The sequence below is a fragment of the Methanospirillum lacunae genome (genome assembly GCF_003173355.1).
Lineage (GTDB): Archaea > Halobacteriota > Methanomicrobia > Methanomicrobiales > Methanospirillaceae > Methanospirillum > Methanospirillum lacunae.
The window spans coordinates 71879-95923 of record NZ_QGMY01000017.1 but is presented as its reverse complement, the minus strand read 5'-3'; the positions used below and the strand labels follow the sequence as shown (position 1 = coordinate 95923).

Below are 24045 nucleotides of genomic sequence, written 5' to 3'. Positions count from 1 at the left end.
CGAAGGTGCTCCTGAATGGGAGATGATGAATTAGCAGAGATCCGACGGCGTCGAATGATGGAGATGCAGCAACAGGCTGCTTCCCAGCAGGATGAAGCCGAACGGCAACGTCAGTATGATGCACAGATACATTCTGTACTCATGCAGATTCTTGAGCCTGAAGCACGTGAGCGGCTTAACACTATCCGGCTTACAAAGCCTGATTTTGCAAGGTCCGTTGAACAACAACTGGTCATGCTTGCCCAGAACGGAAGGATCAAGAATAAGATCAATGACGAGCAGCTGAAAGTCATCCTTAAACAGGTAACGCCAGCGAAGCGCGAATTCAATATCAGACGTAAAGGATGAAAGCCGGCGTCCTGTTCTCAGGAGGGAAAGATAGTTCTCTTGCAGCGCTTTTGCTGTCAGAGAATTATGAGGTTGAACTGAACACCTTTGTCTTCTCTTCTGAATCTGCAATTGAGCAGATTGAACGGGCGGCGGCAGCACTTGGATTCCCGCACCATAAACGGGTATTCCCCGAAGGCCTCCTCAAAGAGGCAGCAGATATGGTAGTAGGGTGCGGGCATCCATCACAGGCAATCCAGCGGATCCACCGGGAGGCGGTTCGTATCCTCTGCACCTCGTACGAGGTTGTCGGTGATGGAACCCGGTTTGGTGACCGGGTTCCCCTTCTGACCGATGACGAAGTCCGGAGTATATCAGACGGATGCGGATGTTCCTATGTCCGCCCGCTTATCGGATATCCGAAGCGGGAGGTACAGCGGCTTGCTGCCCGGTACCTCGAAGTACGTTACGGGGAGACCGGACAGATCCGCAGCGGGGACTATGAACATGAGATACGCAGGGAACTTGACAGCCGGGGCATTCCGGTCTCGTCCTTGTTCCCGCCAAATCATGAGCAATCCCTCGTGACCGCAATACGGTCATCTGGAGAAATACAATGAGCAAAGTTTCAAAGTGCCGGAAGATCCGGCTTTCCAAAAAGACCCAGCAGAACAGGCGTGTGCCACAATGGGTTATGATAAAGACCAAGAGAAAAGTCATGACTCACCCCGCCCGTCACAGCTGGCGCCGGAGCACCCTGAAGGTGTAATAATATGGTCGATAATCTGAAAGAGCAGGTATATGTCATTCCGCTGGGATCGGTTCGGCGCGTTCCCCGCTGGAGACGCAGTGCAAAGGCAATGAAGGATATCAGGGAGTTTCTGGGACACCACATGAAGAGCGAGGACGTGAAGCTCGACTCCTCTATCAATGAGAAGGTCTGGTCCCGTGGTTCCCAGAAGCCGCCAGCACGGATCCGTGTTCGGGCAATGAAGCTCGAAGACGGTCAGGTGCAGGCGGAACTGGCTGAGGAGTGAGATGGACCGTACGGTCTCGGTAGCAGGCGACCCCCATATTGGCGTATTTACCCGCGTCTTTGAGGATATCGCGGTCATCCCGATCGATGCACCCGAAGAGCTTGAGCACCAGTACCGAGAGGCCTTTGATCTTGATATTGTGAGGACTACCATTCAGGGTAGTCCGATCATTGGCTCTCTCCTTGCTGGAAACAGCAATGGATTTGTGGTCTCCGGTCTTGCCACGCAGGCAGAAGCTGACCGGCTCAGTGAATACCGCGAACTCTTCTTCCTGGAACATGGGATGAACGCAGCCGGGAATGTTATTCTCGCTTGTGACAAGTTCGCAGCAGTTCATCCTGACATGGACAAGAAGGTTCAGAAAGAGATTGGAGAATTTCTGAAAGTTCCAATTGTCCCACTCACCCTTGGTGATGTGAAAGTTGTCGGGATGGCAGCAGTGGCAACGAATAGCGGCGTTGTGGTAAATCCCCGCAGCAGTTTGCACGAGATCTCGACTCTTGAGAAGGTCTGTGAGCTGCCGGTTGGAAAGGGCTCGATCAATATGGGAAACGCGATGGTCGGGACCGGTCTCGTGGCAAATACCAAAGGGTATCTAGCCGGTGTTGAGACAAGCGGCTATGAACTCGGAAGAATAGAAGATATTTTCGGATTTGAGGAGTAAAACATGGACCAGAAGAAGTATGAAATCAAGGGGAAGTACCAGGAGCTTCACGCATGGAAGCCATTTACCAAGGTTCTTTCCGCCCCAAATGAGAAACAGGCACAGGAACGGATCTACAATCTGATCGGTAGCAAACACCGGCTAAAACGCATGTATATTCAGATCGATACCCTTACTGAATGTGCAGGTGAGTGATCCCTATGGCACCCGTTGATCCCCGTGAAGTTCAGTCCCTTCAGGCATACCTGAACCAGTATAACCAGCAGGCAGAGGTTTACTCCCGTCAGCTTGGTATTATGGAAGAGGGGATCCGGGAAGGGAATGCCGCAATAGAGACCCTGAAGGCTCTTTTAGAGGCAGGAGATTCCACCATCCTTATGCCAATTGGTGGCGGAGTAAATGTCCGGGCCCGGGTAGAACACCCGGATGAAGTGTATGTCAACATTGGCTCTGAGATCATTCTCCAGAAGACCAATGAGGGTGGTGTCAGTTATCTCCAGGACCGGATTGCCGAGATGGAAGCATCAAGCAAGAACCTGAATGAGGTCCTGCAGAAGATTGATGCCCAGGTCAAAGACATCTCGAAACGACTTGAGCAGCTCTACCGCCAGGCACAGCAGGAACAGGGTGCCGGTGGAGCAGGGCCGCGATAACTCCGTTAAGGACGTAAGTGGTCTCTGATGTTCAAAGCGCTAAAAGAGAAACTCTTCTCGGTCAGGCAGCGATTGGAGACCACTATCAGTGAGCAGCCAAAAGAAGCTCCTGATACTCCCTCTCCTTCACTGGACACACACGTCCCGTCTCCTCCATCGCAATCTCCTGAACCTGCTGAGCCTGAAGAGGATAGCAGAGATAAGAAGAAACCCGGTTTTGCACAGAAAGTGGTCTCTCTTGTCAGGGATCGTGAATTTATCATCTCTGAAAAAGACATTGAAGATTCGCTTTCTGATCTTGAGATCGGACTTCTTGAGAGTGATGTCGCCTTTTCTGCAACTGATGCTATTCTGACCAAGGTCAGAGAGGATCTCACCGGATCAAAACGGAAGATCGGAACCTCAGTCGATTCAGTCATTACAAATGCCCTTTCTGATGCACTGTTATCAGTTCTTGGTGAAGGAGTCAATATTCTTGACTTCATTGCATCACGTGAAAAACCGGTGAAGATCCTCTTTACCGGGGTGAACGGGACCGGGAAGACGACATCCGTTGCCAAGGTTGCAAACTTTCTCACAAAGAATGGTCTGACGGTTGCAATCGGTGCAGGAGATACCTTCCGTGCCGGTGCGATAGAACAGATCGATGTTCATGGTGAGAGGCTCGGTATCAAGGTGATACAGCATCAGGAAGGGTCTGACCCGTCTGCTGTTCTCTATGACACTGTTCAGTATGCAAAGGCCCACAACATCGATGTTGTGCTTGGTGACACTGCAGGAAGGTTTCACAACCGTGTCAATCTGATGAATCAGCTGGCCAAAATCCGCAGGGTCATTCAGCCTGATCTGATTGTGTATGTGGATGAGGCAGTTGCAGGCAACGATGCGGTTATCCGTGCTGAGGAGTTTGCAAAGTCTGTTGGTATGGATGCAGTGATGCTGACCAAGGTTGACATGGATCCAAAAGGCGGGGCAGCTATTTCCATCGCTCATGCGGTGGGAAAACCACTCATCTTCATCGGTGTCGGTCAGGGATATGATGACATCGTGCCTTTTGAGCCTAAAGCAATCGTTGCAGATCTTCTTGCAGGTGAGGCCTGATGCTTGGAAACCTCGGTACCAATCTCAAGGATGCGCTGAAGAAACTCGCCGGAAAAACGGTAATTGACCGGGTTGCTGTAGAGGAACTGGTCAAGGATCTTCAGCGTGCCCTGCTGCAGTCAGATGTCAATGTCAAACAGGTGATGCAGCTCTCCCAGACGATCAAGAAACGTTCTCTTGATGAAGAACCTCCAAAAGGGGTCACTGCACGGGAACATGTTCTCAAGATCGTGTATGAGGAACTGGTTCATCTTGTCGGAGGCAAGGTTGATGTTCAGCTCGGCAGACAGACCATCCTGATGGCCGGTCTGCAGGGGTCTGGTAAGACAACAACCACTGCAAAGATTGCCAGGTACTTCAAGAAGAAAGGTCTTCGTGTCGGAGTTATCTGTGCTGATACCTTCAGGCCCGGTGCCTACACCCAGATCAAGACCCTTTGTGACCGAGTGCAGGTGAACTGCTTTGGCAATCCCAAAGAGACTGATGCCAGGAAGATTGTTGCAGAAGGTCTGCAGCATCTCAAGGATGAAGTCATCATCGTTGATACCCAGGGACGTCACGCCCTTGAGGATGAACTGATCCAGGAGATCATCGATCTCAATGAGATGACTCATGCCACTCACCGGTGGCTGGTTCTTGATGCAGCACTTGGTCAGCAGGCACGTGAGCAGGCACGTCGGTTCCACGAAGCGGTTCAGATTGATGGTGTCATCATCACCAAGATGGATGGTACCGCAAAAGGAGGTGGCGCCCTCTCTGCGGTTGCTGAAACCGGGGCAGGGATCGTCTTTGTTGGTGCCGGTGAAACGATTGAGGATCTTGAATGGTTTGATCCTGATAGTTTCATCTCCCGCCTTCTTGGTATGGGAGACCTCAAAGCTCTTGCCGAAAAGGTCCAGGAGAGCATCAATGAAGAAGACATTGATGTCAATGCCATGCTTTCAGGCAAGTTCACGCTTCGGGATATGTACAAACAGCTTGAAGCAGTGAACAAGATGGGACCATTGAAGCAGGTGCTCAGCATGCTTCCCCTCGGAGGCATGGAGGTTCCTGAAGGTGCAATTGAGGTCACGTCTACCAAGATGGAGCGGTACCGGATCATCATGGACTCGATGACCAGTACCGAAATGGATGACCCGACAGTTATGAACGGTTCACGTGTGCAGCGTATTGCCATGGGGGCCGGTGCGACTCTTGAAGAGGTGCGTGAACTCATCAAGTACTACAAGATGATGAAACGCACCTTTAAAAACCTGAAAGGAGGGGAGAAGGGGATGCAACGGCTTATGAAGAAGTTCGGCCGCTTCTCCTGATCCCATGGTCTTTTTTGCGGTGATCGGCCACCAGGCAAAGAATGACGGCACATTCAGCCTGAACGATCTTCCAAGCAGCGGGGGCAGAATGGACCTTCTCTGCCGGTGTGTTCAGGCTTCGCTCTTCCTCTCGCATGGGATACGGGAGGATGCCTCCTGTCTTCTGATCCTGGCAGGCGGCCCCGGAGCAGTCAAGACCGTCAGGTTTGAGGGTGCAAACGTCCGCAGCCTGAGTCCAGATGAGCGGAGCAGTGCATCGTTCATAAAGAAGGCCCTTGAGATCCCGGCAGGCAGTCTCTTTCGGGATGTCACGCCCGGTGTCTCGGTAAGAAAGGCAGGACTTGAAACCCTGCTCGGGGAACACCGGTTTGGGGTACTTGATGAACACGGAACCGATATCAGGAATGTTCAGGTTGACGAGCTCCCTGAAGGCTTTCTCCTCTCTGATCATCAGAACTTCACACCAGATGAAGAACTGCTGATTAAGGATCTGCCCAGGTACTCGCTCGGACCGCAGGTTGTCCATGCTGACCACGCAATTGTTCTGCTTTACAATGAGATCGATCGGAGAAGATCTGGATGGAACTGACTGAATTATACCGCAAAGTACAGGAGTACGGGGAGATCTGTGATCACTGTCTCGGTCGCCTCGTTGCAAAGCGTTCGCATGGTTTATCGAATGATATGCGCGGAAGTGCAATCCGGATTGCATCCGCACTTGAAGCAAATGAACCATACACTCCACCGTCTGAACCCTGCTGGATCTGCAACAACTTCTTTGACAACACTGCAGAGTGGGCAGAGAAGGTCATCTCGTCTCTTGAAGGGATTGAGTGCAAAACCTTCCTTATCGGGTCACGGATCCCGCCGCTCATCACTGAAGCTGAGGAGATGCTCTGGACCGATCTCACATTGCAGGACCCTGAACCTCTTAAGTCAGAGATAAACCGTGAGGTTGGCAAGGCAGTATCAGCCAGGAACGGGCTTCAGGTTGAACTCAAGAACCCAGACGTGGTTGTTGTCCTCAACCTTCATGAAGAAGTAGCCGAGGTTCAGATCCGTCCGGTCTTCCTGTACGGCCGGTATTTCAAGTATGAGAGGGGTATTCCGCAGACTCACTGGTTCTGTAGGGCATGCAAGGGCGCAGGTTGTGAGGTATGCAACGGGACTGGCAAACAGTATGCAGATTCTGTAGAAGAACTGATTGGCCGTCCGCTTTGTGATATCTTCCAGGGCACGGCAGCAACACTTCACGGCGCCGGACGTGAAGATATCGATGCAGTGATGATCGGATCCGGCCGCCCGTTTATCATTGAGATCTCTGAACCCCGCATAAGACATGCTGACCTTGACACCCTTGAAAAGAGGATCAATGAGTCAACAGGCGGTAGAGTCGGGGTAAAAGACCTCAGGTGGACCGAACGGGGTGAGGTGGAAACCCTTAAGACGCACAAAGGGCATAAAAAATACAGGATTCTGGTCGATATAGACGGCTCCATCCCCGAAGAAACCCTCTCTGCAACCGCAGAACAGCTGACGGGTGCCACGATACATCAGCGCACCCCAGCCCGGGTTGCCCACCGGAGGGCAGACAAGGTACGGGAGAGGGTTGTCCTTGAGCTCAAATGGACAGGCCGGGAAGCGAACCTCTTCGCGTTCGAAGTAACAGGAGAGGCCGGTCTGTACATCAAGGAGTTAATATCAGGTGACCAGGGGCGGACTACGCCCAGTCTATCAGAGATCCTGGGAACACCGGCACGAGTCGTACAACTTGATGTTGTCGATGTGCAGGGAATTGAGTAGGTGAACGGAAATGGCACTTCACAATGGACCGAGGAAGAAGACCCGGTATAAGTTTAAGAAAGATCTGAGAAAGCGCGGCGTTCTGCCGATCACCACTGTCATCCAGGAGTTTGATATGGGACAGAAGGTTCACATCGTTTGTGAGCCAAGCATTCAGAAAGGAATGCCTCATGCACGCTTCCACGGAAAGACCGGTTCAGTCGTTGGTCGCAGAGGCCGTGCATGGCTCGTAGAGATCTACGACGGCAATAAGATGAAGACAATTATCTCACGTCCCCAGCACCTCAAGGCGCAACAGTACTAACGGTAGAAAGGTCGGTTGGCATGAAGATCAAAGGAATTATTGAAGAAAATGCGATCACTGTTCCTGAATTGAAAGAAGAACTCCTCAATGTTGAGGCAGTTCGTCTTGAAAAAGGAAAAGAGATGTCGTATGAGCTCCGCAGGAGCATCGAACATGCCAACCAGATCGCCCGGACCTCTGCAGCGAAGTCCCGCAGTCTTGTTGAGGCACTGCTCCAGGTTGAGAAGGTTAAACCTGACGTGGCACTTCGGATCGCAAACACAATGCCCAGGACCAGGGATGAGGTCAGAGCCGTCTTCGGCAGGGATAAGTTTGCTCATACAACCGAGGAACTCGATCAGATCATAGATCTCGTTATTACTCATTTCAACTAGGTGCGCTCATGATGAAGACTGAGCGAGCTGAGAAGAAGGAGGTTAACGCTGTCATCCTGGATGTTCTTCCCAAAGGATATCCTGATGACCCTCGCCCCATATATAAACGCGAGCCGGTTGTTCAGGCAATGGGTGTGGAACAGTTCAAACTTCTTGAACTTATTCCAAAATCCCTCAATGTTGAGATCGGCGAGTTGATCTACATCGGGAGCGGTGAGAGAGAGAAGATCGAACGGGTTAAGCGCCGGATCGGGTACCATGAACTGACCAACGGGGCACTATCCGAGCTTCCCTTTGTCATCGAGAAGATTGTCAAGCAACGGGAGAGCGAGTATGTTGAGTTCTACAACAAATCAATCTCAATCACCCCAAAACTTCACATGCTCCATCTTCTTCCCGGTATCGGGAAGAAACTGATGTGGGAGATCATCGAGGCCAGGGAAAAGAAACCGTTCGAAAGTTTTGCTGATATATCAGCACGGATTAAATCCCTGCCACATCCTGAAAAGATGATCCTTAACAGGATTTTAGAAGAACTTCAGGATCAGACGGTGAAGTATCACCTCTTCACCTCGCGATGAGTGCGTACCGGGATCAGCACTTCCTATCTGACCGTAATGCGGTAGAGCGGATTGCATCAGTTCTTGATATTGCTGACCGTCGGGTTCTTGAGATAGGACCTGGCAGAGGCGTGCTGACCCGGGCTCTCCTTACAAGGGGTGCCAGGGTTATCGCAGTAGAACTAGATGAGAATCTGGTTGCTTTTTTAAAACAGGAATTTTCAGATGCTATAGAATCAGGCTCTCTTACGCTGATTCATGGTGATGCAACCAGGGTCGATATCCCTCAGTTTGATATCATTGTTGCCAATCTTCCCTATTCTGCCTCATCAAAGATTACATTCCGCCTGCTTGATATCGGGTTTGAGGCTGCTGTTCTCATGTACCAGAAAGAGTTTGCAGACCGGATGCTTGCTGACATCGGAACCCGGGACTGTGGCAGGCTCTCGGTGATGGTGCAGACCTTTGCCCGTGTAAGCCGGTGTTTTGATCTCCCTCCTGGTGCGTTTTCACCTCCTCCTGCTGTGTACTCAACGGTTGTCTGGATAGAGCCACGCCCACCATTCTTCCCAATTGATGACAGGGCTGTATATGCAGAAGTTGTGAAGATCCTGTATGCAGGCCGGAGAAAGACTGTCCGGAGTATTCTGAAAAATGCAGGTAACATCTTTGGAACAGAACCGGTTGCCACCCTGCTGTCAGAACTGGATCCTGCCATCCTCTCCTCGCGGCCTGAAGCACTCTATCTGGAAGATTATGCAACGATCTCAAACCTCCTTTCACGCTGATCCCAATCAGGTGTATCAGCCTGCCGAAGATTCGTTTCTCCTTCTTAAGACAGCGAAGAGTGAGGTCAAACCGTCTGACCGGGTGCTTGAGATCGGAGTGGGTTCAGGATATGTCTCATCAGGGCTTCTTTCATCCTGCCAACTGCTTGTTGCAACAGATAAAAACCCTCATGCAGCCACTATCGCATATGCTTCCGGGGTTCCGGTTGTCAGGACTAACCTTGCAGCCGGTCTCCGAGGCCCTTTTGATCTGATCCTCTTCAATCCGCCATATCTCCCCACTGATCCCTCAGAGCGGATCGATGACTGGCTTGAACTCGCTCTTGATGGTGGTCCTTCTGGCAGGGATGTTATAATCAGGTTTCTTCAGGAGATTCCGTCTCTCCTCTCTTCTGAAGGCCGGGTCCTTCTTTTGATCTCTTCACTTACCGGACCTGAAGAGGTTGAAGACCTGGTCAGGAAAAATGGGTTTGTGAGCACCCCTGTTGCAGAAGAGAGAGTTGAAGGGGGAGAGATCCTATTGATACTCAGGCTCACCAGATGCTGAGAACCAACTTAATTTATTCTGATATTTCCTGTATCGATATCTTCCCTGAGCAGGTACACACCTGCAATAAGAACTGCAAGCATGACCGCAGGGCCGATGATCTCGATTGGCTGGGCGACTGAAATGTTAAAGATGATCACATGCCTGATCATAGCTGTAAGCCCGGCAATCAGGATAGCTCGTACCGGAACCCGTTTGGTCTTCAGGTACACAATCACCGTCTCAAACAGTTCGATGATAATGACAGTGAGCAGGATCGAATAAATCACCTGGATGATACCGTCGTCCCAGTTCTGAAGTGTAAACAGAGAGATTATCTCCAACAGGGTAATCCCGAGTGATATCAGTGCCACAATTGTGAGAAATAACGCAAGAACGATGTAAATCAGAACCGGCACGGCAGTCATTACTCTGATTACCGGTGCGGTCTGTTCTGCAAGGCTGTCACTCATACACCGTATAAGATCTGCCAGAATAAAAAAATCTGTGGTTGTTACTGCATATTAGAGTACCGGTGAATGATATCATCGATACTGCAGTTTTTCAGTTCGATAAGCGCAGATACAATTGAATCTGCAAATATCATTGCTGATGTCTCAAAGAGAGTGCCGAGTGGTGTTGATGGTTGCGACATTGACCGGTGTTCTCCTTTGAGCTGACGAAGATCAAAATGGTCTGAACCGGTATGGACACTCTCTTCATCGGTCTGGAGATGTACGACACAGGTGGCTAGATCAGCCATCGGGGAACTCCTGGTCCCGGTGATCAGGCATATTGTTCCTCCAATCTGCTGTGTTGTCTGGCATGCCTCAAGCACAGACTTTGTCTTTCCTGATCCTGAAAATGCAACCAGAGTGTCACCTTTATGAAATGCAGGTGTAACCGTTTCTCCGACAACATATGCGATCATACCCAGGTGCATGAGGCGCATCCCGAATGACTTTGCGACAAACCCCGATCTGCCTGCACCAAGCACAAAAATTCGTTCTGCCCGGTTTATCTCGGTGAGAAAACACTCTACCTGGCGCTGATCAACTGATTTTGCGACCTCCTCAATTCGGGAGATCATGGTGAGCATCAGGTCCTGCAGCGGGATACACGACTCCATGAGTGAATAAAGATGCTTTCGGGCTCCACATATAAATGACGGAGCGCAGCATTTAAAAAAAAATATTAGTTAACCCTTCAATGTCTGAAATATCTGACTCCGGTAAAAACCATTGCGATGTTGAGCCGGTTGGCTTCAGCGATTACCAGGTCATCCCTAATGGATCCACCCGGCTGGATAAGAGCTGTAGCTCCTGCTTCTGCTGCAACCTGCAATGTGTCAGGGAACGGGAGAAACGCATCAGATGCAACTGCTGTGCCTTTGAGCGGAGAGAGCGATCTTGATACCGCGATGCGGGCTGAATCGACCCTGTTCATCTGACCTGCTCCGATACCAATTGCTTTCGTCCCGTCAGCAAAGACAATGGCATTGCTCTTTGTGTGTTTGCAGACCTTCATGGCAAGGTGCATGGCCGCTTCTTCTGCTGCGGTTGGATCCCGGTCTGAAACAACAACCCAGTCTTCTCTGAAACTGGTGTTCCGCTGTACAAGGGCTCCCCCGTCGATCGTCCTGATCTCGGTCTTCTCCACCGGTTCAGGGAGCGTGAGAACCCTCATGTTCTCTTTCTTTGCAAGAATGGGAAGTGCTCCTGGTGAATATGATGGTGCTATAAGGACCTCGATAAATGTTGATGCAATCTCTTTGGCAAGGTCTTCCCCAACCTCCCGGTTGACAGCAACGATACCTCCATATGCTGACACAGGATCTAAATCACGGGCAGCGATGTAGGCAGCACAGACATCTTTCCCGGTTGCAACCCCACAGGGATTGTTATGTTTTACTATAACTGCTGCAGTTTCTGAAAATTCCCTGAGCAGTGAGACAGCTGCGTCCAGGTCAAGGTAGTTGTTGTATGACATCGCCTTTCCCTGAACCGGGACTGCCCCTGCAATACCTGACTCACCATATACGGCAGCCTCCTGGTGCGGGTTTTCACCGTATCTGAGCAGTCTCCCGTTTCTGTACTGTACTGACAGGGTATCAGGGAATGTACCCTCTAGACTCTGGAGGTAGTTGGATATGGCACCGTCATATGCAGCCATCTTTGTGAAAACCTTACATGCGAGGGCAAGACGCTGCTCATATCCAAATTGAGTTCCACTTTTTATTGCTGATATGAGATCAGGATAATCTGATGGATCAGTTACTACCACAACATCCTTGAAGTTCTTGGCAGCAGCCCGGATCATGGCAGGTCCGCCGATATCAATAAACTCAATAAGTTCATCAAGAGGTAGTGCCTGTTTTGCCATCTCTTCAAACGGATAGAGGTTTACAACGAGGAGATCAATCGGCTGGATATTATTCTTCGCCATCTCTGCCTCATCTTTTCCCCGCCTTCCCAGGAGTCCCCCGTGAATCCTGGGATGGAGCGTCTTGACCCTGCCGTCCATCATCTCCGGATGGCCGGTGTAATCAGAGACTTCAATAATTGGAATGCCTTCCTTCTCCAGTGTCTTTGCCGTCCCACCTGAACTCAGGATCTCAATCCCGGCCTCTGCAAGTGCCTTTGCGAGATCGATGATCCCATCCTTGTTCCAGACTGAGAGCAGTGCACGCTTCATGGGAATATACTAGGGCATACGCGGTAATGAGAGTGATGGCTACAAGTGTAGCAAAAAGAAAAGAGAAATATGAGGGCTCTTATTGGCTCCGTCGTGTTCCAATGAGCAGGGCTGCTGCACCAAGTGCTGCGCAGATCACACCGGGAGAGAGCGGACTTGCCTGGGTGGCTGTTGCAGACGGGGATGGCGGGTGAGCATATGTCTGCTTTGGATGAGGGGTATAGACCGGTGTCGGCTCATCAGTCTCTTCCTCTGTTGGTATCGGGGTTACAACTGAAGTTCGGACAGAAGTAGGTTCGGCTGTTGGTTTTGTTGTCTTCTTTTCAGTCAGGTTTTCCAGTTCTTCAGCAGTTAACTTCTTGGTCTTGTTGGACTTTGCTTCAGAAGTTGGCTCGCTCGTCACCTTCTTTGTAGGTGATTTAGTCGGAGTTTCAGTCTCATCTACAGACTTTTTACTCTTTGAACTTTTACTGCTTGACACTTCCTCTTCGGTTGGTTCTGCGGTTATCTTCTTTGTAGGCTGTTCTGATACGTTTTCAGCCTTTTTTGCAGCCTTCTTCTCGGTTGTGACACTTTCTGTCGTCACATCACTGCTTTTATCTTTGCTGTTCTTCACAGTCTTTGGAGCCTCTGTTTCTTTTGCTTTTACTCCCGTCTTTCCGAGTGTGTATGTCTTCTTCTCGGTGACTGTTGCTCCAGAATCAGGGTTGTTGTCGTTGATCTTATTGACATTGGTTATTGCAGAGATTGTGTAGTCTCCGTCAGGGAACTTCTTTGCATCTGCAGTATCCCAAACAGCTCCGGTGTCATAGGGGGATGCATAGACGTATACTTTGTCAAGGTTGAAGTCCCCGGTTTGAGAGGAGGTAATTGTATGGTACACCGTGTCATTAGGACCGGTAAGATTGATAGTAACCGGAGCACCGGAAGATCCAGAACGCTGGCTTATCCCTGCAAGGTTGGTTGATATCTTGAACGAGACAAGGTTTCCCCGTTTGATCAAAGTTGGTTCAGTGTCCATCCCGTTTTCAACCATGTCCACTTCAAGCGTTGGTTCTTCAACTGTGAAGACCGGTTTTTTGGTTATCAGGGCATACCATTGTCCGGTGTGACCTTTGAAAGAGTCTGTATCAACTTTAAAATGCTGGACATCTGTCACCCGCGATCGTGCAGTCGGAGTCCCTTGTGCATTTCCTGAGTCCCACCATGCGATCTCATCTCCGGTGTGAACATCACAACTGGAGAGATCAAGGTCTTCTTCTCCTACGTACACCGTCCCTCCATGGGGCACTTTGTTGTCTGCTGCAAGAGCAGCAGGGATGAGTAAGAGTCCGATAAGAATGATGAAAGGAATGAGAATACGATCTGTCATACAATAATCTTAGCTACGTGTGCCGTTTCGCGGCTTTAGGGTTATCCCCCTTTAAGGCCTGCAGTAAGCGATACTCAAATATCAGGGATGACCATTTTTCTGCACGCATCTAAGTCTTCTTATCCTGGGTCTTGTCTTCCTTCTTATCACAGTCAGACAAATCGGGAGGTTTACCTTCAGGATATGGCAGGTCATGACTGTGGGGGCAGTTCTTGTTCTTCTGACCGGGGAGATCTCTCTTCCAAAAGCCATCTCAGCAATTAACCCTGATGTTATGGTTTTTCTCTTTGGTATGTTTGTGGTCGGGGAGGCTGTTTCGACAAGTGGTCTTCTAGCCGGAGTATCCGATTACATCTGCAAGGTTGCCAGAACCCGGGATCAACTACTGCTCATATTCATTACAGTAATGGCAGTATCATCAGCATTTCTGATCAATGATACTGTTGCGATAATAGGAACACCGCTTGCTCTATCCCTCGCCTATAGGTATCGGATCCCACCTGCAGCAGTGCTATTGGTTCTCTGTTTTTCACTGACCACCGGGAGTGTCCCAAGCCCTATTGGAAACCCACAGAACTTTTTAGTTGCTTCATACTGGAATCCACCGGATCCATTCCTGTCATTTGCCACGGGTCTTTTCGTCCCTACACTTATCAGTCTGGGTCTTATTGTACTGTTGATGAGAACCAGATGGATGAAATATGACAATGGATCTTTCCATCCACCTGATCTTCCGGCTTCTCCTGACAGGAATCTTGTCAGGGTGACCATTCTCTCTCTGCTGATTCTTGCCACCCTGATATTGATCAGGATAGGCTGCTCCATTTTAGGCAAACCATCTGTGTTTCCTCTTGGTGTCATTGCCCTCTCTGCAGCCCTGCCGGTACTACTTCTGGCAAAACAGCGTGTTGTGATTATCAGGCAGATAGACTGGAGAACTCTGGTCTTTTTTGTAGCCATGTTTGTTCTGATGCAGAGTGTGTATGATTCTGGCTGGTTTCAGACATCAATACCGTTTACCAATCTAACCACGATCCCCCTGATCCTCATGGTAAGTATCATTCTCTCCCAGTTGATCTCCAACGTTCCGTTCATTGCCCTTTTTCAGCCGGTTATTGCTGTATCAGGAATGTCTTCAGGATATATGCTTGCCCTGGCTGCAGGATCCACGATTGCAGGAAATCTGACCATTCTCGGGGCTGCAAGCAATGTCATTGTCATACAGCAGGCAGAGAAGGCTGGTGTGTCCATACGGTTTTCTGATTTTATCCGGATTGGTCTTCCACTTACTCTTCTCCAGGCCATTATCTATACACTCTGGCTCTTTTACTTCACGTAACTTGCCTGGTTTGGGATTGCATGGCATATCTTTATGCTGTGAATCTGAAAACCACCATAAGCATATTAAATAAGGATTTTAAGCATGAGCGGGATTCTGATAGTGGATGACAACCCCCTGCAATTGAACCAATTAAAAAGTATCCTGAACGAAGCTGGATATCCTGTTATCGGGGCTGCTTCATCAGGAACTGAAGCAGTGAAACTTCTCAGATCCATACACCCGTCTCTTATTACACTTGATATTGTGATGCCTGATATGAACGGTCTCGATCTTCTTCGATCCATCCGGGCAGCCTATCCCTCTATACCTGTTATGGTCTGCTCATCGTTCGGGCATGAAGTTGTGGCTGATTTAGCACGGAGATCGGGAGCTTTTGCTTTTTTTCCTAAACCGTATCCAACGCTCCGCCTTCTTCAGGAGGTTGAACGGATGATAGGCCCGCCCAAGAATCAGGTGCCTGATCTATCATAATGCTAGATTAACAGGTCTGACATGAGAACAGAATGTATTCTGTTGGCACTATCAGAACTTTTTGAGAATAGACATTGGTCGCGTTTGATATGTTTCGGCGGTAATGCCGGCTGAGGTGGCTCCTGTATAAACAGAAGCCACAGTCTGGGGGGAATATTGTGTCTGGATCGGTGGTGTCCCGCTCAGATCCTCAGCCTTGTAGGGTATGGGGTGTATCTGGCCCCGTCATGTTCAGCCATGTATTGTTGTATTATGCGGGGAGTGCTGGATGGGGGGTGTATCTACATGACTGAACAGGAGGCATTGATTCTGGCATAAATTACCCTTTGATGAAGACGGCATACCGGATGGGTTGGTGTGGGGAATTCAAACAACAAGATTCGGTTATCACCTCCTTTTCTTCTGTGCAGGTCTTTGCCTGCGCATGTATAGTAGTATTTACATTGTGTTATATCTACTTTCCTATCAGGAACGTATGCTTGCCATTTTGTCAGATAGCGGATTAAAAGTTCAGCAGGGCTTGGGGTTGGTGAGTGGTCATGGCTCTACTCCTGATCCAAGGTCTTGTCCCTGAACCTCTTCATAAGTAAAAATTTCTTCGATATGAACACCGAAACGTGATGAGATCCTAAAAGCAAGCTCAAGTGACGGATCATATTTCCCTTTCTCAATTGCAAGAATAGTCTGCCTGGTTACCCCTACATCCCTGGCGAGATCTTCCTGCGTTAGATCATTCATAGCACGAAAGACCTTTATTTTATTCTTCATCCTCCCCCCCGGCTCCGTATTTTCGATCATACCAGGAGAGAAATATTACGTACACGATGATCATGAGAAAGACGATAAACATGAGGAGGAATGAGAATCTGGCAACCTGATACGAGAATGGGCCAAAAACTTCACCTCTGAGACTTATCACAACACCGCCGAGGGCATATGAGAAGAGGATAACTCCGAGGACCTGAAGTGTTCGAAGTGATGCCTTCTCGGTTATCAGGTGTGTCCGTTCATCGGCAACCACTTCATCAACGAGTTGTCGAATGATCCATGCTGCAATCACGCCGATGAAAACTGCTCCTGTCATCACTAATGGTTCGAGGTGTTCAACGGACCAGAGAAATATGCCCACTTCGATCAAAGCGATGAATCCAAGCAGAAGAAAATATGTGTGTTGCTTCATAATGCTTCTGTGTAACGTATCATTGTACTAATTCGGATAAGATAAGTATGATCGTAGAACCGCGAATAAAAAAAACCTGCGCCAGGTCATTGAGGCCATATCCCCGTTGATTAAGGGCTTATAATCATGGAGTTTGATTCTGCCGTCCGGGTTCTTTTTGTTGATGACGAACCGGCATTGCTCCATGCAATTCGCGATTATCTGACGATCATTCACTCTCTTGAGGTTGATATAACCAACGATCCTGCTGATGCCATTCAGAGCGGGCAGCTCTTCTCGTATGACTGCCTGGTTGTCGATTATGACATGCCTGATATGGATGGCATTACACTCCTGAAGGCGATCAGGCAGGTGGATCCTGATATTCCTGTCATCGTGTTCACTGGAAAAAGCCGTGAAGAAGTCGTTATTGAGGCAATCAATAACGGTGCAGACTTTTACCTGCAGAAGGGAGGCAATGCAGAGGAACTCTTTGCAGAACTCGCGCATGACATCGGGAAAGCGGCACGACGGTTCAGGGCAGAGCGTGCCCTCACAGAAAGTGAGCAACTCTACCGGGCAGTAGTGGAGGATCAGACTGAATTCATCTGCCAGATGGATCCTGAAGGAGCAATCAGGTTTGTAAACAGTTCTTTTGCAAAATATATCTCCAGAGAACCGGAGAACCTTATTGGTTCAGACTTCTTTGCACTCTTCGGAGAGGAGGGAGAAGACCTGAAAGAGGCACCGGATATCTGTGACCCTGACAACCCAGTGGTTCATGCTGAAATAAGGAACATTCGTTCTGATGGTTCAAAGTCAGATCTCCACTGGACGCTCAGGCTCCTCTTTGACTCCTCGTTTGAACCCAGGGAAATCCTGGCAGTTGGTCGTGATATCAGCGCTCAGAAAGAGGTGGCACGACAGATCTCAATTCAACGTGATCTCGCCCTTGAACTGGCAATGGTCTCATCAGTGGACATGGTGCTTGAGTTATCACTCAAGGCTGTTGTCAAGCTCACCGGAATGGATACAGGTTCTGTATACCTTCGGGACCGTGTCACGGGAACGGTTGTAAAGGCGTTTGAGTGCGGTCCTCATCGTCGTTCACTCAGTCAGTTCATGGATATCTGGCAGAACGATAATGTAGATCTCCTTGCAGTTCTTGCCGGAACATCACGTTACTATAGCCAAACTGATCTGAGCAGATTTGAGGCACCGTTCCTCTCTTTGGTCATTGTCCCGGTTCAGCGCTATGATGAGGTAACCGGCTGGTTTGTCGTGGGTTCCGACACCATGAACGAAGTTCCTATCACATACCGGAGTTCCCTTGAGACGGTAGTCTCACAGATTGGAAATGTTATTGCAAGAATACAGGCTGAAGATGCACTACGTGATGCGCTTATTGAGAGTGAGGAGCGGTATATGCAGCTCTCTGAGTCATCACCTGATGCCATTGCAATTCTTTCCGCACATAACCGTCCCGTCTATCTGAACCCCGCTGCCCTCTTCCTCTTTGGTGTGCATTCGTTTGATGAGTTCATGACCCAGCCGCTGAATGAGTACTTCGATAGTGCGTCATATCCAGCAGTTTCAGATATGCTCTCTCTCAGTTTCTCACTCAGGAGACCAAACTCATGTGAAGCTGTGATGTGGAGTAGATCTGGCAGGGAGATCTATGCTGAACTGATTGCGGTGCCGATAACACAGTCAGGCGATACCGCAGTTCTGCTCATTATTCGCAACAGAACCGAACAAAAACTTTCCGAACGTGCTCTTGCAGAGAGTGAACGACACTTTCGGGAACTTGCCGATCTTCTGCCAGAACCGGTTTTTGAGACTGATGCCTGGGGCTATGTGACATTCTGTAACCGGGGAGCCCATGCTCTTCTTGCACCAGGTAATGATACAACACTTATCGGGGTTTCATTTTTCCAGTTCTTCAGTGATCAAGATCAGGGTAAATTGGGGTCTGTTCTGGATGAGGTAAAGGCTGATCCCACTGTCAGAAATGGTGACTTTACTGTAAGGGCAAAAGATGGCGGGGAGCGCTCTGTTCTCCTCTCCCTTTCACCGGTTTTCCGTGATACTGTATATGATGGTGTCCGCGGTGTCATCGTGGACATCACAGAGATGAAACGGTACCAGGAAACGCTCCAGCGGACTATCGAGGAGAAGGATGTCCTCTTCCGTGAACTCCATCACCGGGTTAAGAATAATATGCAGGTGATATCCAGCCTGCTCCAGCTTCAGGAAGAGTACATCGAGGATGAGCGTCTTATCTCAGCGATTCATGACTGTGAGCAGCGTATCGCATCGATGGCACTGGTGCATGAGACATTATATCGAAGTGATTCGCTCTCTGGGATTTCATTTGCCACCTATCTTGAGAATCTTGCTGAAGAGGTTATCAGCAGTATCGCAACCGTGCGGGATATCAGGGCGGAGATCGATGTTGGTGATGTCAGGTTCAATCTTGATACCGTGGTCACCCTTGGTCTTATTATCAATGAACTGATGGTAAATTCGATGAAGTATGCTTTCACCGGAAAAGGAAAGGGAACAATCAGCGTCTGTATGAAGCACGGGGAGGGGTCTTACGTGATTACTTACGCAGATGATGGAATTGGCCTCCCTCCAGATTTCTCGATTGACTCATCGAGCAGCCTTGGAATGCGATTGGTTCGTGTTCTGACCCGTCAGTTACTAGGGTCTGTTACTGTGGGAGATTCTGAAGATGGCCCTGGAGCACGGTTTACCATACAGTTTCCGGTTCATAAATAAAAGGGGGGATAATTGCGACACAGATACTGGTAGTAGAGGATGAGGCGATTGTTGCAGAGTCTATCGCGTCTAAGTTGCGTAAATTCGGGTATGATGTTGCCGGGCCGGTTCCTACCGGTGAAGAAGCTGTAAAACTCGCTGGTGAGGTAAGGCCTGATGTGGTACTGATGGATATCCATCTCGCAGGCACAATAGACGGGATAGATGCCGCAGGAAACATCTCTGGATCGTATCGTATCCCGGTGATCTTTCTAACCGCGTATGCAGACGATCAGACTCTTGAACGGGCAAAGGAAGCAAAGCCGTTTGGATATCTTATAAAACCATTCAGAGAACGGGATCTGCATGCAACCATCAGGATGGCACAGGAACGCTCACGTCTGGAAGCAGAACTTGAGGCAGCCAACCATGAACTTGACTCATTTAGTTACTCTGTCTCCCATGATCTGAGGGCGCCTCTTATTGCCATAGATGGGTTTTCCAGGATTCTTGAAGAGTCATACATGTCCTATCTTCCTGCTGATGGACAGGATTGTCTTCAACGGATACGTCAGGCTGCCACTAATATGGATAAACTGGTCAATGATTTCCTGAGGCTTTCACGGGTTACCCGGGCTTCACTGGTAATGGAAACGGTTGATATCAGTACCATGGCAACAGAGGCCCTGGAAAATCTGTCTCATGAGTATCCTGACCGCAATGTCAGGTGGACGGTTGAACCCGGACTTCAGGCAGCCGGAGATAAGGGTCTCCTGCTGATAGCAGTGCAGAATTTGCTCTCTAATGCATGGAAATATACGGGCAAAAGGAGTGAAGGCAGTATAGAAGTAGGGGGAACAATGCGTGGCAGGGGCCTGACATTCTATGTAAAGGATAATGGCGCCGGGTTTCCACCTGAAAAGGCTAACCTTCTCTTTGTTCCGCTCCAGCGTCTTCATTCCCAGGAAGAATTCCCTGGAAATGGGATCGGTCTTGCGACCGTGCAACGTATTGTCTTCAGGCATGGAGGAAAGATCTGGGCTGAAGGGGTTCCTGATTCCGGTGCTACCTTCTGGATAACCCTGCCTGAACTCGGTTGATGATGTTCAGGCTGGTTTTGCATCAGACAAACGAAAGAAAAGTAATTTATGGGTACACCACGGAGATCGAAGACAGGTACAGGTGAATATTACATTGTAGATTGCCAGATGAATGAAAAAAAATTGATGGGGCTTTGAATAGTTGAGCATAATCGGAAAAATGAGGGATGGGGATGCCTCGGATTCTAATAGTGGATGATACTGATTTTGACCGGAATCTTCTCAGAAATATTCTGGTCTCTGCCGGTTATGAGATAGCAGGTCTGGCAAGTGGGGGTGAGGAAGGGGTACGACTCTTCCGTGAACTGGTCCCTGATCTGGCCATGCTTGATCTGATCATGCCGGATCTAAATGGAATAGACACCCTGCGCAGGATTCGTGAGGAGTATCCTGAAGCACGGGTCATGCTCTGTACTTCGGTTGGTGAAGAAGGGATGGTTGATCTTGCCAGGAGAATCGGCGCAAAAGGATATGTTGTCAAGCCATATCAGGCTGTAAACCTTCTTAAAGCAGTGGAACGGATAGTTGGTCCTCCAGGAAAGACAACTGGGATAAAATGGCAGTGATTGCCTTCCTAAATTTTTTAAAAAAAATTAAGTCTTTCTTTAGCTTTTCTTTGTTTATTGTAATGGTTATTCTTTTATCTGGCCGGTTTCGTTTTTAACAGGAGAGTCGGATGGTTCCTCTCCTGTCATGTTTTTTGTCGCATTCATCTTCGGGTTTGACAAAGTTTTGTTGGGTTCCTGAACTGACTGATTTACGGGTGTATCAGGCACAGAGGCAACCCCACCTTTCCTGAATGCCTCGGCTGCTTCTTTGGTCTTGTTCATTTTTTCGTATATGGCTCCGAGTTGTAACCAGAGAGTTGTGTCTGTCGGTCTGCTTTCAGTTGCAGCCTCATATGACTGTGCAGCCTCCTTTAAATGACCTAGTGCAGTCCAGGTTTTTCCTAGGTTTTTCCAGGTTGACCCGTCGTTTGGATCCAGGGTGAGTGATTTTTCAAGGGCGGGCACTGCTTCATAAAATCTGCCCTGTCCTGAAAGGATAGCACCGAGTTGGCCCCATCCTCCAGCCTGATCAGTTGAGATCTGCAGAGAGGTTCTCACTGTTGTCAAAGCCTCCTCATACCGTGAGAGTCCTGCATAGGCTGCAGCTAACTGGTTCCACCCTTCGGTGTTGTTCGGATATGCTGTGGTTGCATTAAGCAGGGTAGCAAGCGCTGCTTCATAATTTCCTACTGCATTCTGTTCCCTACCGAGCGGGATTAGAATGGTAGTATTGTTTGGTGAGATGTTCTGAAGCCTGGTGTAGATATCAAGTGCTTCAGAATCACGTCCAAGTTTTGAGAGGACTGCCCCGTATCCGGCCAGTGCTTTTTCTGAACCTTTGTCAAGCCTGAGTGCGGCTGCGTATGCATCAGCTGCGGCCTTGTTGTTACCGGTAGCAGAAGCATTCTCTGCCTTTTCATACCATCCTGAAAAAGCCTTCTGAATATCCGCAGCGCTTGGGCTTGTCTGGTTTCCTTCAGTGCCAGTCTTGTTTGCTGATACATTCCTCTCTGCCGTGGCATTAGTTAGAGGAGGCGATCTGTTCACCTCCGCCTGATCTGGATGCTCCTGTTTTTTGGTATCATTTGCAGAAATATCGGATATAACTTCATTTTTTGAATCTGTCTGGTTGTCTGCCTGAGTCTCTTCTCCGGATATATTCTGTTGCAAGTCTGATCTGTCAGAGATGGAAACATTCTTCTCAGCACCAACCTGTAGAGAGAATGCCAGCACAAGGAGGAGGAGTGATATCGAAAGTGTCTTGATAATATCCATAGGATATGTTCTGTCAGATCTCCTTTTATAGGTTCACTGCGATCTGCACCAGGAATGCTCATAAATGGGATCAATTATGAAACAGATCAAGGTTAGAGCGATAAATGAGGCAGACTATTCCTGTGTGTGTCTTCTTGAACAGGGTTCATCAGGAGCTCACTATCAGGCAGCAGTATTTGTCCGCCAGGCAATGACTCTCTGGCCCCGGTTATTTCTTGTTAGTGAAGTGGATGATCAGATTGCCGGATATCTCGTTGGTTCAATTCCATGTGATTATCCGTCTTCAGGCTGGATACTGAGAGTGCGGGTCGATGCGGCTTTTCAGCGAATGGGAGTTGCAACCATGTTGATGTGCAAAATTGAAGATTTGATGAAGGATTACAGAATAAACCAGATCCTCCTCTCCTGCTCCCCGGTGAATCACGGAGCACTTGCTTTGTACTACCGTCAGGGATATTCTGATCTAAATCGTGAAACAGCGTATTTTGGTCCTGGTGAAGATCGTCTCATTCTCAGGAAAACTATATGAAGGCAGGTCAGACCACCTAACCGGGTTATAAAATTATTATTGGACTGTGATCCTTCGGACAGTCGATCCTGAACCTGTTTTTCCTGATACAGTTAGACCGACATCATAGGTTCCGGGTGACTTCCAGGTGTGAACTGGATTCTGTTCCCATGAAGAAAAGCCATCATTGAAATCCCATGCCCAGACAGTCGGCTCACCAGTTGACTTGTCGGTAAATTTAATGGTGTTTGGTTTTTCATCGAAAGGTTCTGCCGTGAATGCAATCTCATAAACAGTGATCATCTTCGTAGCAATTACATTCCCACAACTTGTTCTGATGTTTCTGCTGCTCTCGTATGTTCCCGGGAGTTCATACCGGTGAAATACCGAGACACCTGAAGCGGTTGTCTTATCCCCAAAGTTCCATGTTCCGGTCAGAGGATCTTCGGTAGTACCGCCGGTAGACTGATCCACAAATCTGACCTCAAGCGGTGTATACCCTGAGAGTGGTTCGGCAGTGAACGCTGCCTGAACTGGAGGAACCTGCCCTGCTCCAACTGTGGTATTCATGAGATGCCAGGCGATACTTGTCCCGTTTTCAGGGAGTAGTACGGTAAAGACATCCTGGTGAATCCCCGGCTGGAATGATGTTGGCTGGCCACGATCCTGAACTCCGGGAGAGAAGTAATTCCGGTCGCCGATGGGCATTGTGACAGGAGTATTATGGCGGTTTACATACCCAAATGAGGCCCTGACTGTCCCATTACCCAGGTTGCATGGCCTACTGGAGGTTGGGAAAAGCATTCCCGGGGCAGGGGTGATATCGGGCGTTGGTTGGATGGAAGGTGTCTGTGTAACTCCTTGTGTGGGCATAGCCGGTGGGGGGGCAATCAGGGTATAATTGTTGAGAATGCTGGTTATCGTCTCCTGATCGATGAGGTATTTTGTCCCTGTCATCTTCTCGATGGATCCGTCCCATTCAAGAAACCGTATCATTGCTGCTTTATTCTGTCGTGTCCCGTTTTCTGGTCTCGGGAGATCGGCATCTGTCCATATATCTGGGCCAATTCCCTTTAGGTTATTATAATCATGGAACGTGTAGGTCTTTCCTCCATCATCATACCAGAGTATCCGCAATCTGCTGGTTACCACGGATGACTGGTTAGCTTTTGTCTGGTTGAGTAATGGCGGAGTTGCCTGATAGACTATTTTGGACTGTTTGATTGGCTCAACATGACTTTGGGGAGTACTCGTGATAATGGTGATGAATCCTGCGGTAACAAGACAGAGAATGATGGCGACTACAGCAACACGGTATGATGATGATTCTCCCATGGTGACCTGAATACTATAATAAATATGA

At 49.0% G+C, this 24045-nt stretch carries 31 protein-coding genes; 23 read left to right on the top strand and 8 right to left on the bottom strand.

The annotated features are described in order from the left end of the window. Positions 1-15 precede the first annotated feature (15 nt). The 16 genes from DK846_RS16330 to DK846_RS16255 are packed head-to-tail and all read left to right on the top strand — an operon-like array spanning position 16 to position 9471. A complete protein-coding gene (locus tag DK846_RS16330; RefSeq protein WP_109970061.1) occupies positions 16-348 on the top strand; it encodes a DNA-binding protein in 333 nt (110 codons plus the stop codon). Further along, positions 345-947 (top strand): DUF7411 family protein, encoded by a 603-nt coding sequence (locus DK846_RS16325; protein ID WP_109970060.1) that lies wholly within the window; start codon positions 345-347, stop codon positions 945-947. Before DK846_RS16330 ends, DK846_RS16325 begins: the two co-directional genes overlap by 4 nt. Continuing rightward, positions 944-1096 carry a 50S ribosomal protein L39e gene (locus DK846_RS16320; RefSeq protein ID WP_109970059.1) on the top strand — a complete coding sequence of 51 codons (153 nt, stop codon included), beginning with the start codon at positions 944-946 and terminating at the stop codon, positions 1094-1096. The genes DK846_RS16325 and DK846_RS16320 overlap by 4 nt, the downstream gene beginning before the upstream one ends. Positions 1097-1100: 4 nt before the next feature. Next, on the top strand, positions 1101-1364 hold the full coding sequence (locus DK846_RS16315; RefSeq protein ID WP_109970058.1) for a 50S ribosomal protein L31e: 264 nt from the start codon (positions 1101-1103) through the stop codon (positions 1362-1364). A gap of 1 nt (position 1365) precedes the next feature. Then, complete coding sequence (locus tag DK846_RS16310; RefSeq protein ID WP_109970057.1) at positions 1366-2028, top strand: translation initiation factor IF-6; 663 nt, start codon at positions 1366-1368, stop codon at positions 2026-2028. Between the two features lie 3 nt (positions 2029-2031). Then, a complete protein-coding gene (gene rpl18a / locus DK846_RS16305) occupies positions 2032-2223 on the top strand; it encodes a 50S ribosomal protein L18Ae (RefSeq protein ID WP_109970056.1) in 192 nt (63 codons plus the stop codon). 5 nt (positions 2224-2228) lie between these two features. Then, a complete protein-coding gene (gene pfdA / locus DK846_RS16300; RefSeq protein WP_109970055.1) occupies positions 2229-2681 on the top strand; it encodes a prefoldin subunit alpha in 453 nt (150 codons plus the stop codon). A 27-nt stretch (positions 2682-2708) separates the two neighbouring features. Continuing rightward, positions 2709-3782: a signal recognition particle-docking protein FtsY gene (gene ftsY, locus DK846_RS16295; RefSeq protein ID WP_109970054.1), complete on the top strand. Its 1074-nt coding sequence runs from the start codon at positions 2709-2711 to the stop codon at positions 3780-3782. Further along, complete coding sequence (locus DK846_RS16290; RefSeq protein ID WP_109970053.1) at positions 3782-5095, top strand: signal recognition particle protein Srp54; 1314 nt, start codon at positions 3782-3784, stop codon at positions 5093-5095. Before ftsY ends, DK846_RS16290 begins: the two co-directional genes overlap by 1 nt. A gap of 4 nt (positions 5096-5099) precedes the next feature. Beyond that, complete coding sequence (gene trmY, locus DK846_RS16285) at positions 5100-5684, top strand: tRNA (pseudouridine(54)-N(1))-methyltransferase TrmY (protein WP_109970052.1); 585 nt, start codon at positions 5100-5102, stop codon at positions 5682-5684. After that, positions 5675-6898, top strand: a complete 1224-nt coding sequence (locus DK846_RS16280; protein WP_109970051.1) for a tRNA pseudouridine(54/55) synthase Pus10 — start codon at positions 5675-5677, stop codon at positions 6896-6898. Before trmY ends, DK846_RS16280 begins: the two co-directional genes overlap by 10 nt. A 10-nt stretch (positions 6899-6908) precedes the next feature. Continuing rightward, positions 6909-7202, top strand: a complete 294-nt coding sequence (locus DK846_RS16275; RefSeq protein ID WP_109970050.1) for a 50S ribosomal protein L21e — start codon at positions 6909-6911, stop codon at positions 7200-7202. Between the two features lie 20 nt (positions 7203-7222). Further along, on the top strand, positions 7223-7576 hold the full coding sequence (locus DK846_RS16270) for an RNA polymerase Rpb4 family protein (RefSeq protein WP_109970049.1): 354 nt from the start codon (positions 7223-7225) through the stop codon (positions 7574-7576). A gap of 11 nt (positions 7577-7587) precedes the next feature. Beyond that, positions 7588-8157: a DUF655 domain-containing protein gene (locus DK846_RS16265; RefSeq protein WP_109970104.1), complete on the top strand. Its 570-nt coding sequence runs from the start codon at positions 7588-7590 to the stop codon at positions 8155-8157. After that, positions 8154-8924, top strand: coding sequence for a 16S rRNA (adenine(1518)-N(6)/adenine(1519)-N(6))-dimethyltransferase RsmA (rsmA, locus tag DK846_RS16260; RefSeq protein WP_109970048.1), 771 nt, complete (start codon positions 8154-8156; stop codon positions 8922-8924). Before DK846_RS16265 ends, rsmA begins: the two co-directional genes overlap by 4 nt. Further along, positions 8893-9471, top strand: a complete 579-nt coding sequence (locus DK846_RS16255; protein WP_109970047.1) for a HemK2/MTQ2 family protein methyltransferase — start codon at positions 8893-8895, stop codon at positions 9469-9471. Before rsmA ends, DK846_RS16255 begins: the two co-directional genes overlap by 32 nt. Before the next feature lie 8 nt (positions 9472-9479). On the opposite strand, the gene DK846_RS16250 is transcribed toward DK846_RS16255, so the two are convergent. The 4 genes from DK846_RS16250 to DK846_RS16235 form a co-directional block, all read right to left on the bottom strand. Then, on the bottom strand, positions 9480-9923 hold the full coding sequence (locus tag DK846_RS16250) for a phosphate-starvation-inducible PsiE family protein (RefSeq protein ID WP_109970046.1): 444 nt from the start codon (positions 9921-9923) through the stop codon (positions 9480-9482). Between the two features lie 41 nt (positions 9924-9964). Then, positions 9965-10549 carry a 6-phospho-3-hexuloisomerase gene (hxlB, locus tag DK846_RS16245; RefSeq protein ID WP_109970045.1) on the bottom strand — a complete coding sequence of 195 codons (585 nt, stop codon included), beginning with the start codon at positions 10547-10549 and terminating at the stop codon, positions 9965-9967. A gap of 107 nt (positions 10550-10656) precedes the next feature. Beyond that, a complete protein-coding gene (purH, locus tag DK846_RS16240) occupies positions 10657-12144 on the bottom strand; it encodes a bifunctional phosphoribosylaminoimidazolecarboxamide formyltransferase/IMP cyclohydrolase (protein ID WP_109970044.1) in 1488 nt (495 codons plus the stop codon). A 79-nt stretch (positions 12145-12223) separates the two neighbouring features. Next, on the bottom strand, positions 12224-13516 hold the full coding sequence (locus tag DK846_RS16235) for a DUF3821 domain-containing protein (RefSeq protein ID WP_109970043.1): 1293 nt from the start codon (positions 13514-13516) through the stop codon (positions 12224-12226). Between the two features lie 121 nt (positions 13517-13637). Here DK846_RS16235 and DK846_RS16230 point away from each other — a divergent pair, with 121 nt between their 5' ends. The 3 genes from DK846_RS16230 (at position 13638) to DK846_RS17795 (ending at position 15647) form a co-directional block, all read left to right on the top strand. Continuing rightward, on the top strand, positions 13638-14855 hold the full coding sequence (locus DK846_RS16230) for an ArsB/NhaD family transporter (protein ID WP_342769679.1): 1218 nt from the start codon (positions 13638-13640) through the stop codon (positions 14853-14855). 84 nt (positions 14856-14939) lie between these two features. Then, positions 14940-15329 (top strand): response regulator, encoded by a 390-nt coding sequence (locus tag DK846_RS16225; RefSeq protein WP_109970041.1) that lies wholly within the window; start codon positions 14940-14942, stop codon positions 15327-15329. A 156-nt stretch (positions 15330-15485) separates the two neighbouring features. Next, positions 15486-15647, top strand: coding sequence for a hypothetical protein (locus DK846_RS17795; RefSeq protein WP_181391835.1), 162 nt, complete (start codon positions 15486-15488; stop codon positions 15645-15647). A 219-nt stretch (positions 15648-15866) separates the two neighbouring features. Here DK846_RS17795 and DK846_RS16220 read toward each other — a convergent pair whose 3' ends face one another. Next, positions 15867-16097, bottom strand: a complete 231-nt coding sequence (locus DK846_RS16220) for a helix-turn-helix transcriptional regulator (protein WP_109970040.1) — start codon at positions 16095-16097, stop codon at positions 15867-15869. After that, a complete protein-coding gene (locus tag DK846_RS16215) occupies positions 16087-16509 on the bottom strand; it encodes a DUF2178 domain-containing protein (RefSeq protein ID WP_109970039.1) in 423 nt (140 codons plus the stop codon). Before DK846_RS16215 ends, DK846_RS16220 begins: the two co-directional genes overlap by 11 nt. Before the next feature lie 126 nt (positions 16510-16635). Here DK846_RS16215 and DK846_RS16210 point away from each other — a divergent pair, with 126 nt between their 5' ends. The 3 genes from DK846_RS16210 to DK846_RS16200 all read left to right on the top strand — a co-directional run bounded on the left by DK846_RS16210 (position 16636) and on the right by DK846_RS16200 (position 20917). Beyond that, positions 16636-19272 (top strand): PAS domain S-box protein, encoded by a 2637-nt coding sequence (locus DK846_RS16210; protein ID WP_109970038.1) that lies wholly within the window; start codon positions 16636-16638, stop codon positions 19270-19272. Further along, positions 19269-20351, top strand: a complete 1083-nt coding sequence (locus DK846_RS16205) for a sensor histidine kinase (RefSeq protein WP_342769678.1) — start codon at positions 19269-19271, stop codon at positions 20349-20351. The genes DK846_RS16210 and DK846_RS16205 overlap by 4 nt, the downstream gene beginning before the upstream one ends. A 173-nt stretch (positions 20352-20524) precedes the next feature. After that, on the top strand, positions 20525-20917 hold the full coding sequence (locus DK846_RS16200) for a response regulator (protein WP_181391834.1): 393 nt from the start codon (positions 20525-20527) through the stop codon (positions 20915-20917). 66 nt (positions 20918-20983) lie between these two features. Here the strand turns inward: DK846_RS16200 and DK846_RS16195 are convergent, their stop codons facing one another. After that, on the bottom strand, positions 20984-22174 hold the full coding sequence (locus tag DK846_RS16195) for a tetratricopeptide repeat protein (RefSeq protein ID WP_109970035.1): 1191 nt from the start codon (positions 22172-22174) through the stop codon (positions 20984-20986). Between the two features lie 76 nt (positions 22175-22250). On the opposite strand from DK846_RS16195, the gene DK846_RS16190 reads away from it, so the two are divergent. Continuing rightward, positions 22251-22703, top strand: coding sequence for a GNAT family N-acetyltransferase (locus DK846_RS16190; protein ID WP_181391833.1), 453 nt, complete (start codon positions 22251-22253; stop codon positions 22701-22703). Between the two features lie 36 nt (positions 22704-22739). Here the strand turns inward: DK846_RS16190 and DK846_RS16185 are convergent, their stop codons facing one another. Then, complete coding sequence (locus DK846_RS16185; protein WP_109970033.1) at positions 22740-24017, bottom strand: PKD domain-containing protein; 1278 nt, start codon at positions 24015-24017, stop codon at positions 22740-22742. Positions 24018-24045 lie beyond the last annotated feature (28 nt).

Coding starts and splice junctions, on each gene's coding strand:
- DK846_RS16330 (WP_109970061.1), top strand. CDS start 16: ATGGGAGATGATGAATTAGCAGAGATCCGACGGCGTCGAATGATGGAG.
- DK846_RS16320 (WP_109970059.1), top strand. CDS start 944: ATGAGCAAAGTTTCAAAGTGCCGGAAGATCCGGCTTTCCAAAAAGACC.
- DK846_RS16325 (WP_109970060.1), top strand. CDS start 345: ATGAAAGCCGGCGTCCTGTTCTCAGGAGGGAAAGATAGTTCTCTTGCA.
- DK846_RS16280 (WP_109970051.1), top strand. CDS start 5,675: ATGGAACTGACTGAATTATACCGCAAAGTACAGGAGTACGGGGAGATC.
- DK846_RS16290 (WP_109970053.1), top strand. CDS start 3,782: ATGCTTGGAAACCTCGGTACCAATCTCAAGGATGCGCTGAAGAAACTC.
- DK846_RS16270 (WP_109970049.1), top strand. CDS start 7,223: ATGAAGATCAAAGGAATTATTGAAGAAAATGCGATCACTGTTCCTGAA.
- DK846_RS16210 (WP_109970038.1), top strand. CDS start 16,636: ATGGAGTTTGATTCTGCCGTCCGGGTTCTTTTTGTTGATGACGAACCG.
- DK846_RS16265 (WP_109970104.1), top strand. CDS start 7,588: ATGAAGACTGAGCGAGCTGAGAAGAAGGAGGTTAACGCTGTCATCCTG.
- DK846_RS16190 (WP_181391833.1), top strand. CDS start 22,251: ATGAAACAGATCAAGGTTAGAGCGATAAATGAGGCAGACTATTCCTGT.
- purH (WP_109970044.1), bottom strand. CDS start 12,144: ATGAAGCGTGCACTGCTCTCAGTCTGGAACAAGGATGGGATCATCGAT.
- DK846_RS16225 (WP_109970041.1), top strand. CDS start 14,940: ATGAGCGGGATTCTGATAGTGGATGACAACCCCCTGCAATTGAACCAA.
- DK846_RS16250 (WP_109970046.1), bottom strand. CDS start 9,923: ATGAGTGACAGCCTTGCAGAACAGACCGCACCGGTAATCAGAGTAATG.
- rsmA (WP_109970048.1), top strand. CDS start 8,154: ATGAGTGCGTACCGGGATCAGCACTTCCTATCTGACCGTAATGCGGTA.
- DK846_RS16200 (WP_181391834.1), top strand. CDS start 20,525: ATGCCTCGGATTCTAATAGTGGATGATACTGATTTTGACCGGAATCTT.
- hxlB (WP_109970045.1), bottom strand. CDS start 10,549: ATGCTCACCATGATCTCCCGAATTGAGGAGGTCGCAAAATCAGTTGAT.
- DK846_RS16195 (WP_109970035.1), bottom strand. CDS start 22,174: ATGGATATTATCAAGACACTTTCGATATCACTCCTCCTCCTTGTGCTG.
- DK846_RS16215 (WP_109970039.1), bottom strand. CDS start 16,509: ATGAAGCAACACACATATTTTCTTCTGCTTGGATTCATCGCTTTGATC.
- DK846_RS16220 (WP_109970040.1), bottom strand. CDS start 16,097: ATGAAGAATAAAATAAAGGTCTTTCGTGCTATGAATGATCTAACGCAG.
- DK846_RS16185 (WP_109970033.1), bottom strand. CDS start 24,017: ATGGGAGAATCATCATCATACCGTGTTGCTGTAGTCGCCATCATTCTC.
- rpl18a (WP_109970056.1), top strand. CDS start 2,032: ATGGACCAGAAGAAGTATGAAATCAAGGGGAAGTACCAGGAGCTTCAC.
- trmY (WP_109970052.1), top strand. CDS start 5,100: ATGGTCTTTTTTGCGGTGATCGGCCACCAGGCAAAGAATGACGGCACA.
- pfdA (WP_109970055.1), top strand. CDS start 2,229: ATGGCACCCGTTGATCCCCGTGAAGTTCAGTCCCTTCAGGCATACCTG.
- DK846_RS16275 (WP_109970050.1), top strand. CDS start 6,909: ATGGCACTTCACAATGGACCGAGGAAGAAGACCCGGTATAAGTTTAAG.
- DK846_RS16255 (WP_109970047.1), top strand. CDS start 8,893: ATGCAACGATCTCAAACCTCCTTTCACGCTGATCCCAATCAGGTGTAT.
- ftsY (WP_109970054.1), top strand. CDS start 2,709: ATGTTCAAAGCGCTAAAAGAGAAACTCTTCTCGGTCAGGCAGCGATTG.
- DK846_RS16310 (WP_109970057.1), top strand. CDS start 1,366: ATGGACCGTACGGTCTCGGTAGCAGGCGACCCCCATATTGGCGTATTT.
- DK846_RS16235 (WP_109970043.1), bottom strand. CDS start 13,516: ATGACAGATCGTATTCTCATTCCTTTCATCATTCTTATCGGACTCTTA.
- DK846_RS16315 (WP_109970058.1), top strand. CDS start 1,101: ATGGTCGATAATCTGAAAGAGCAGGTATATGTCATTCCGCTGGGATCG.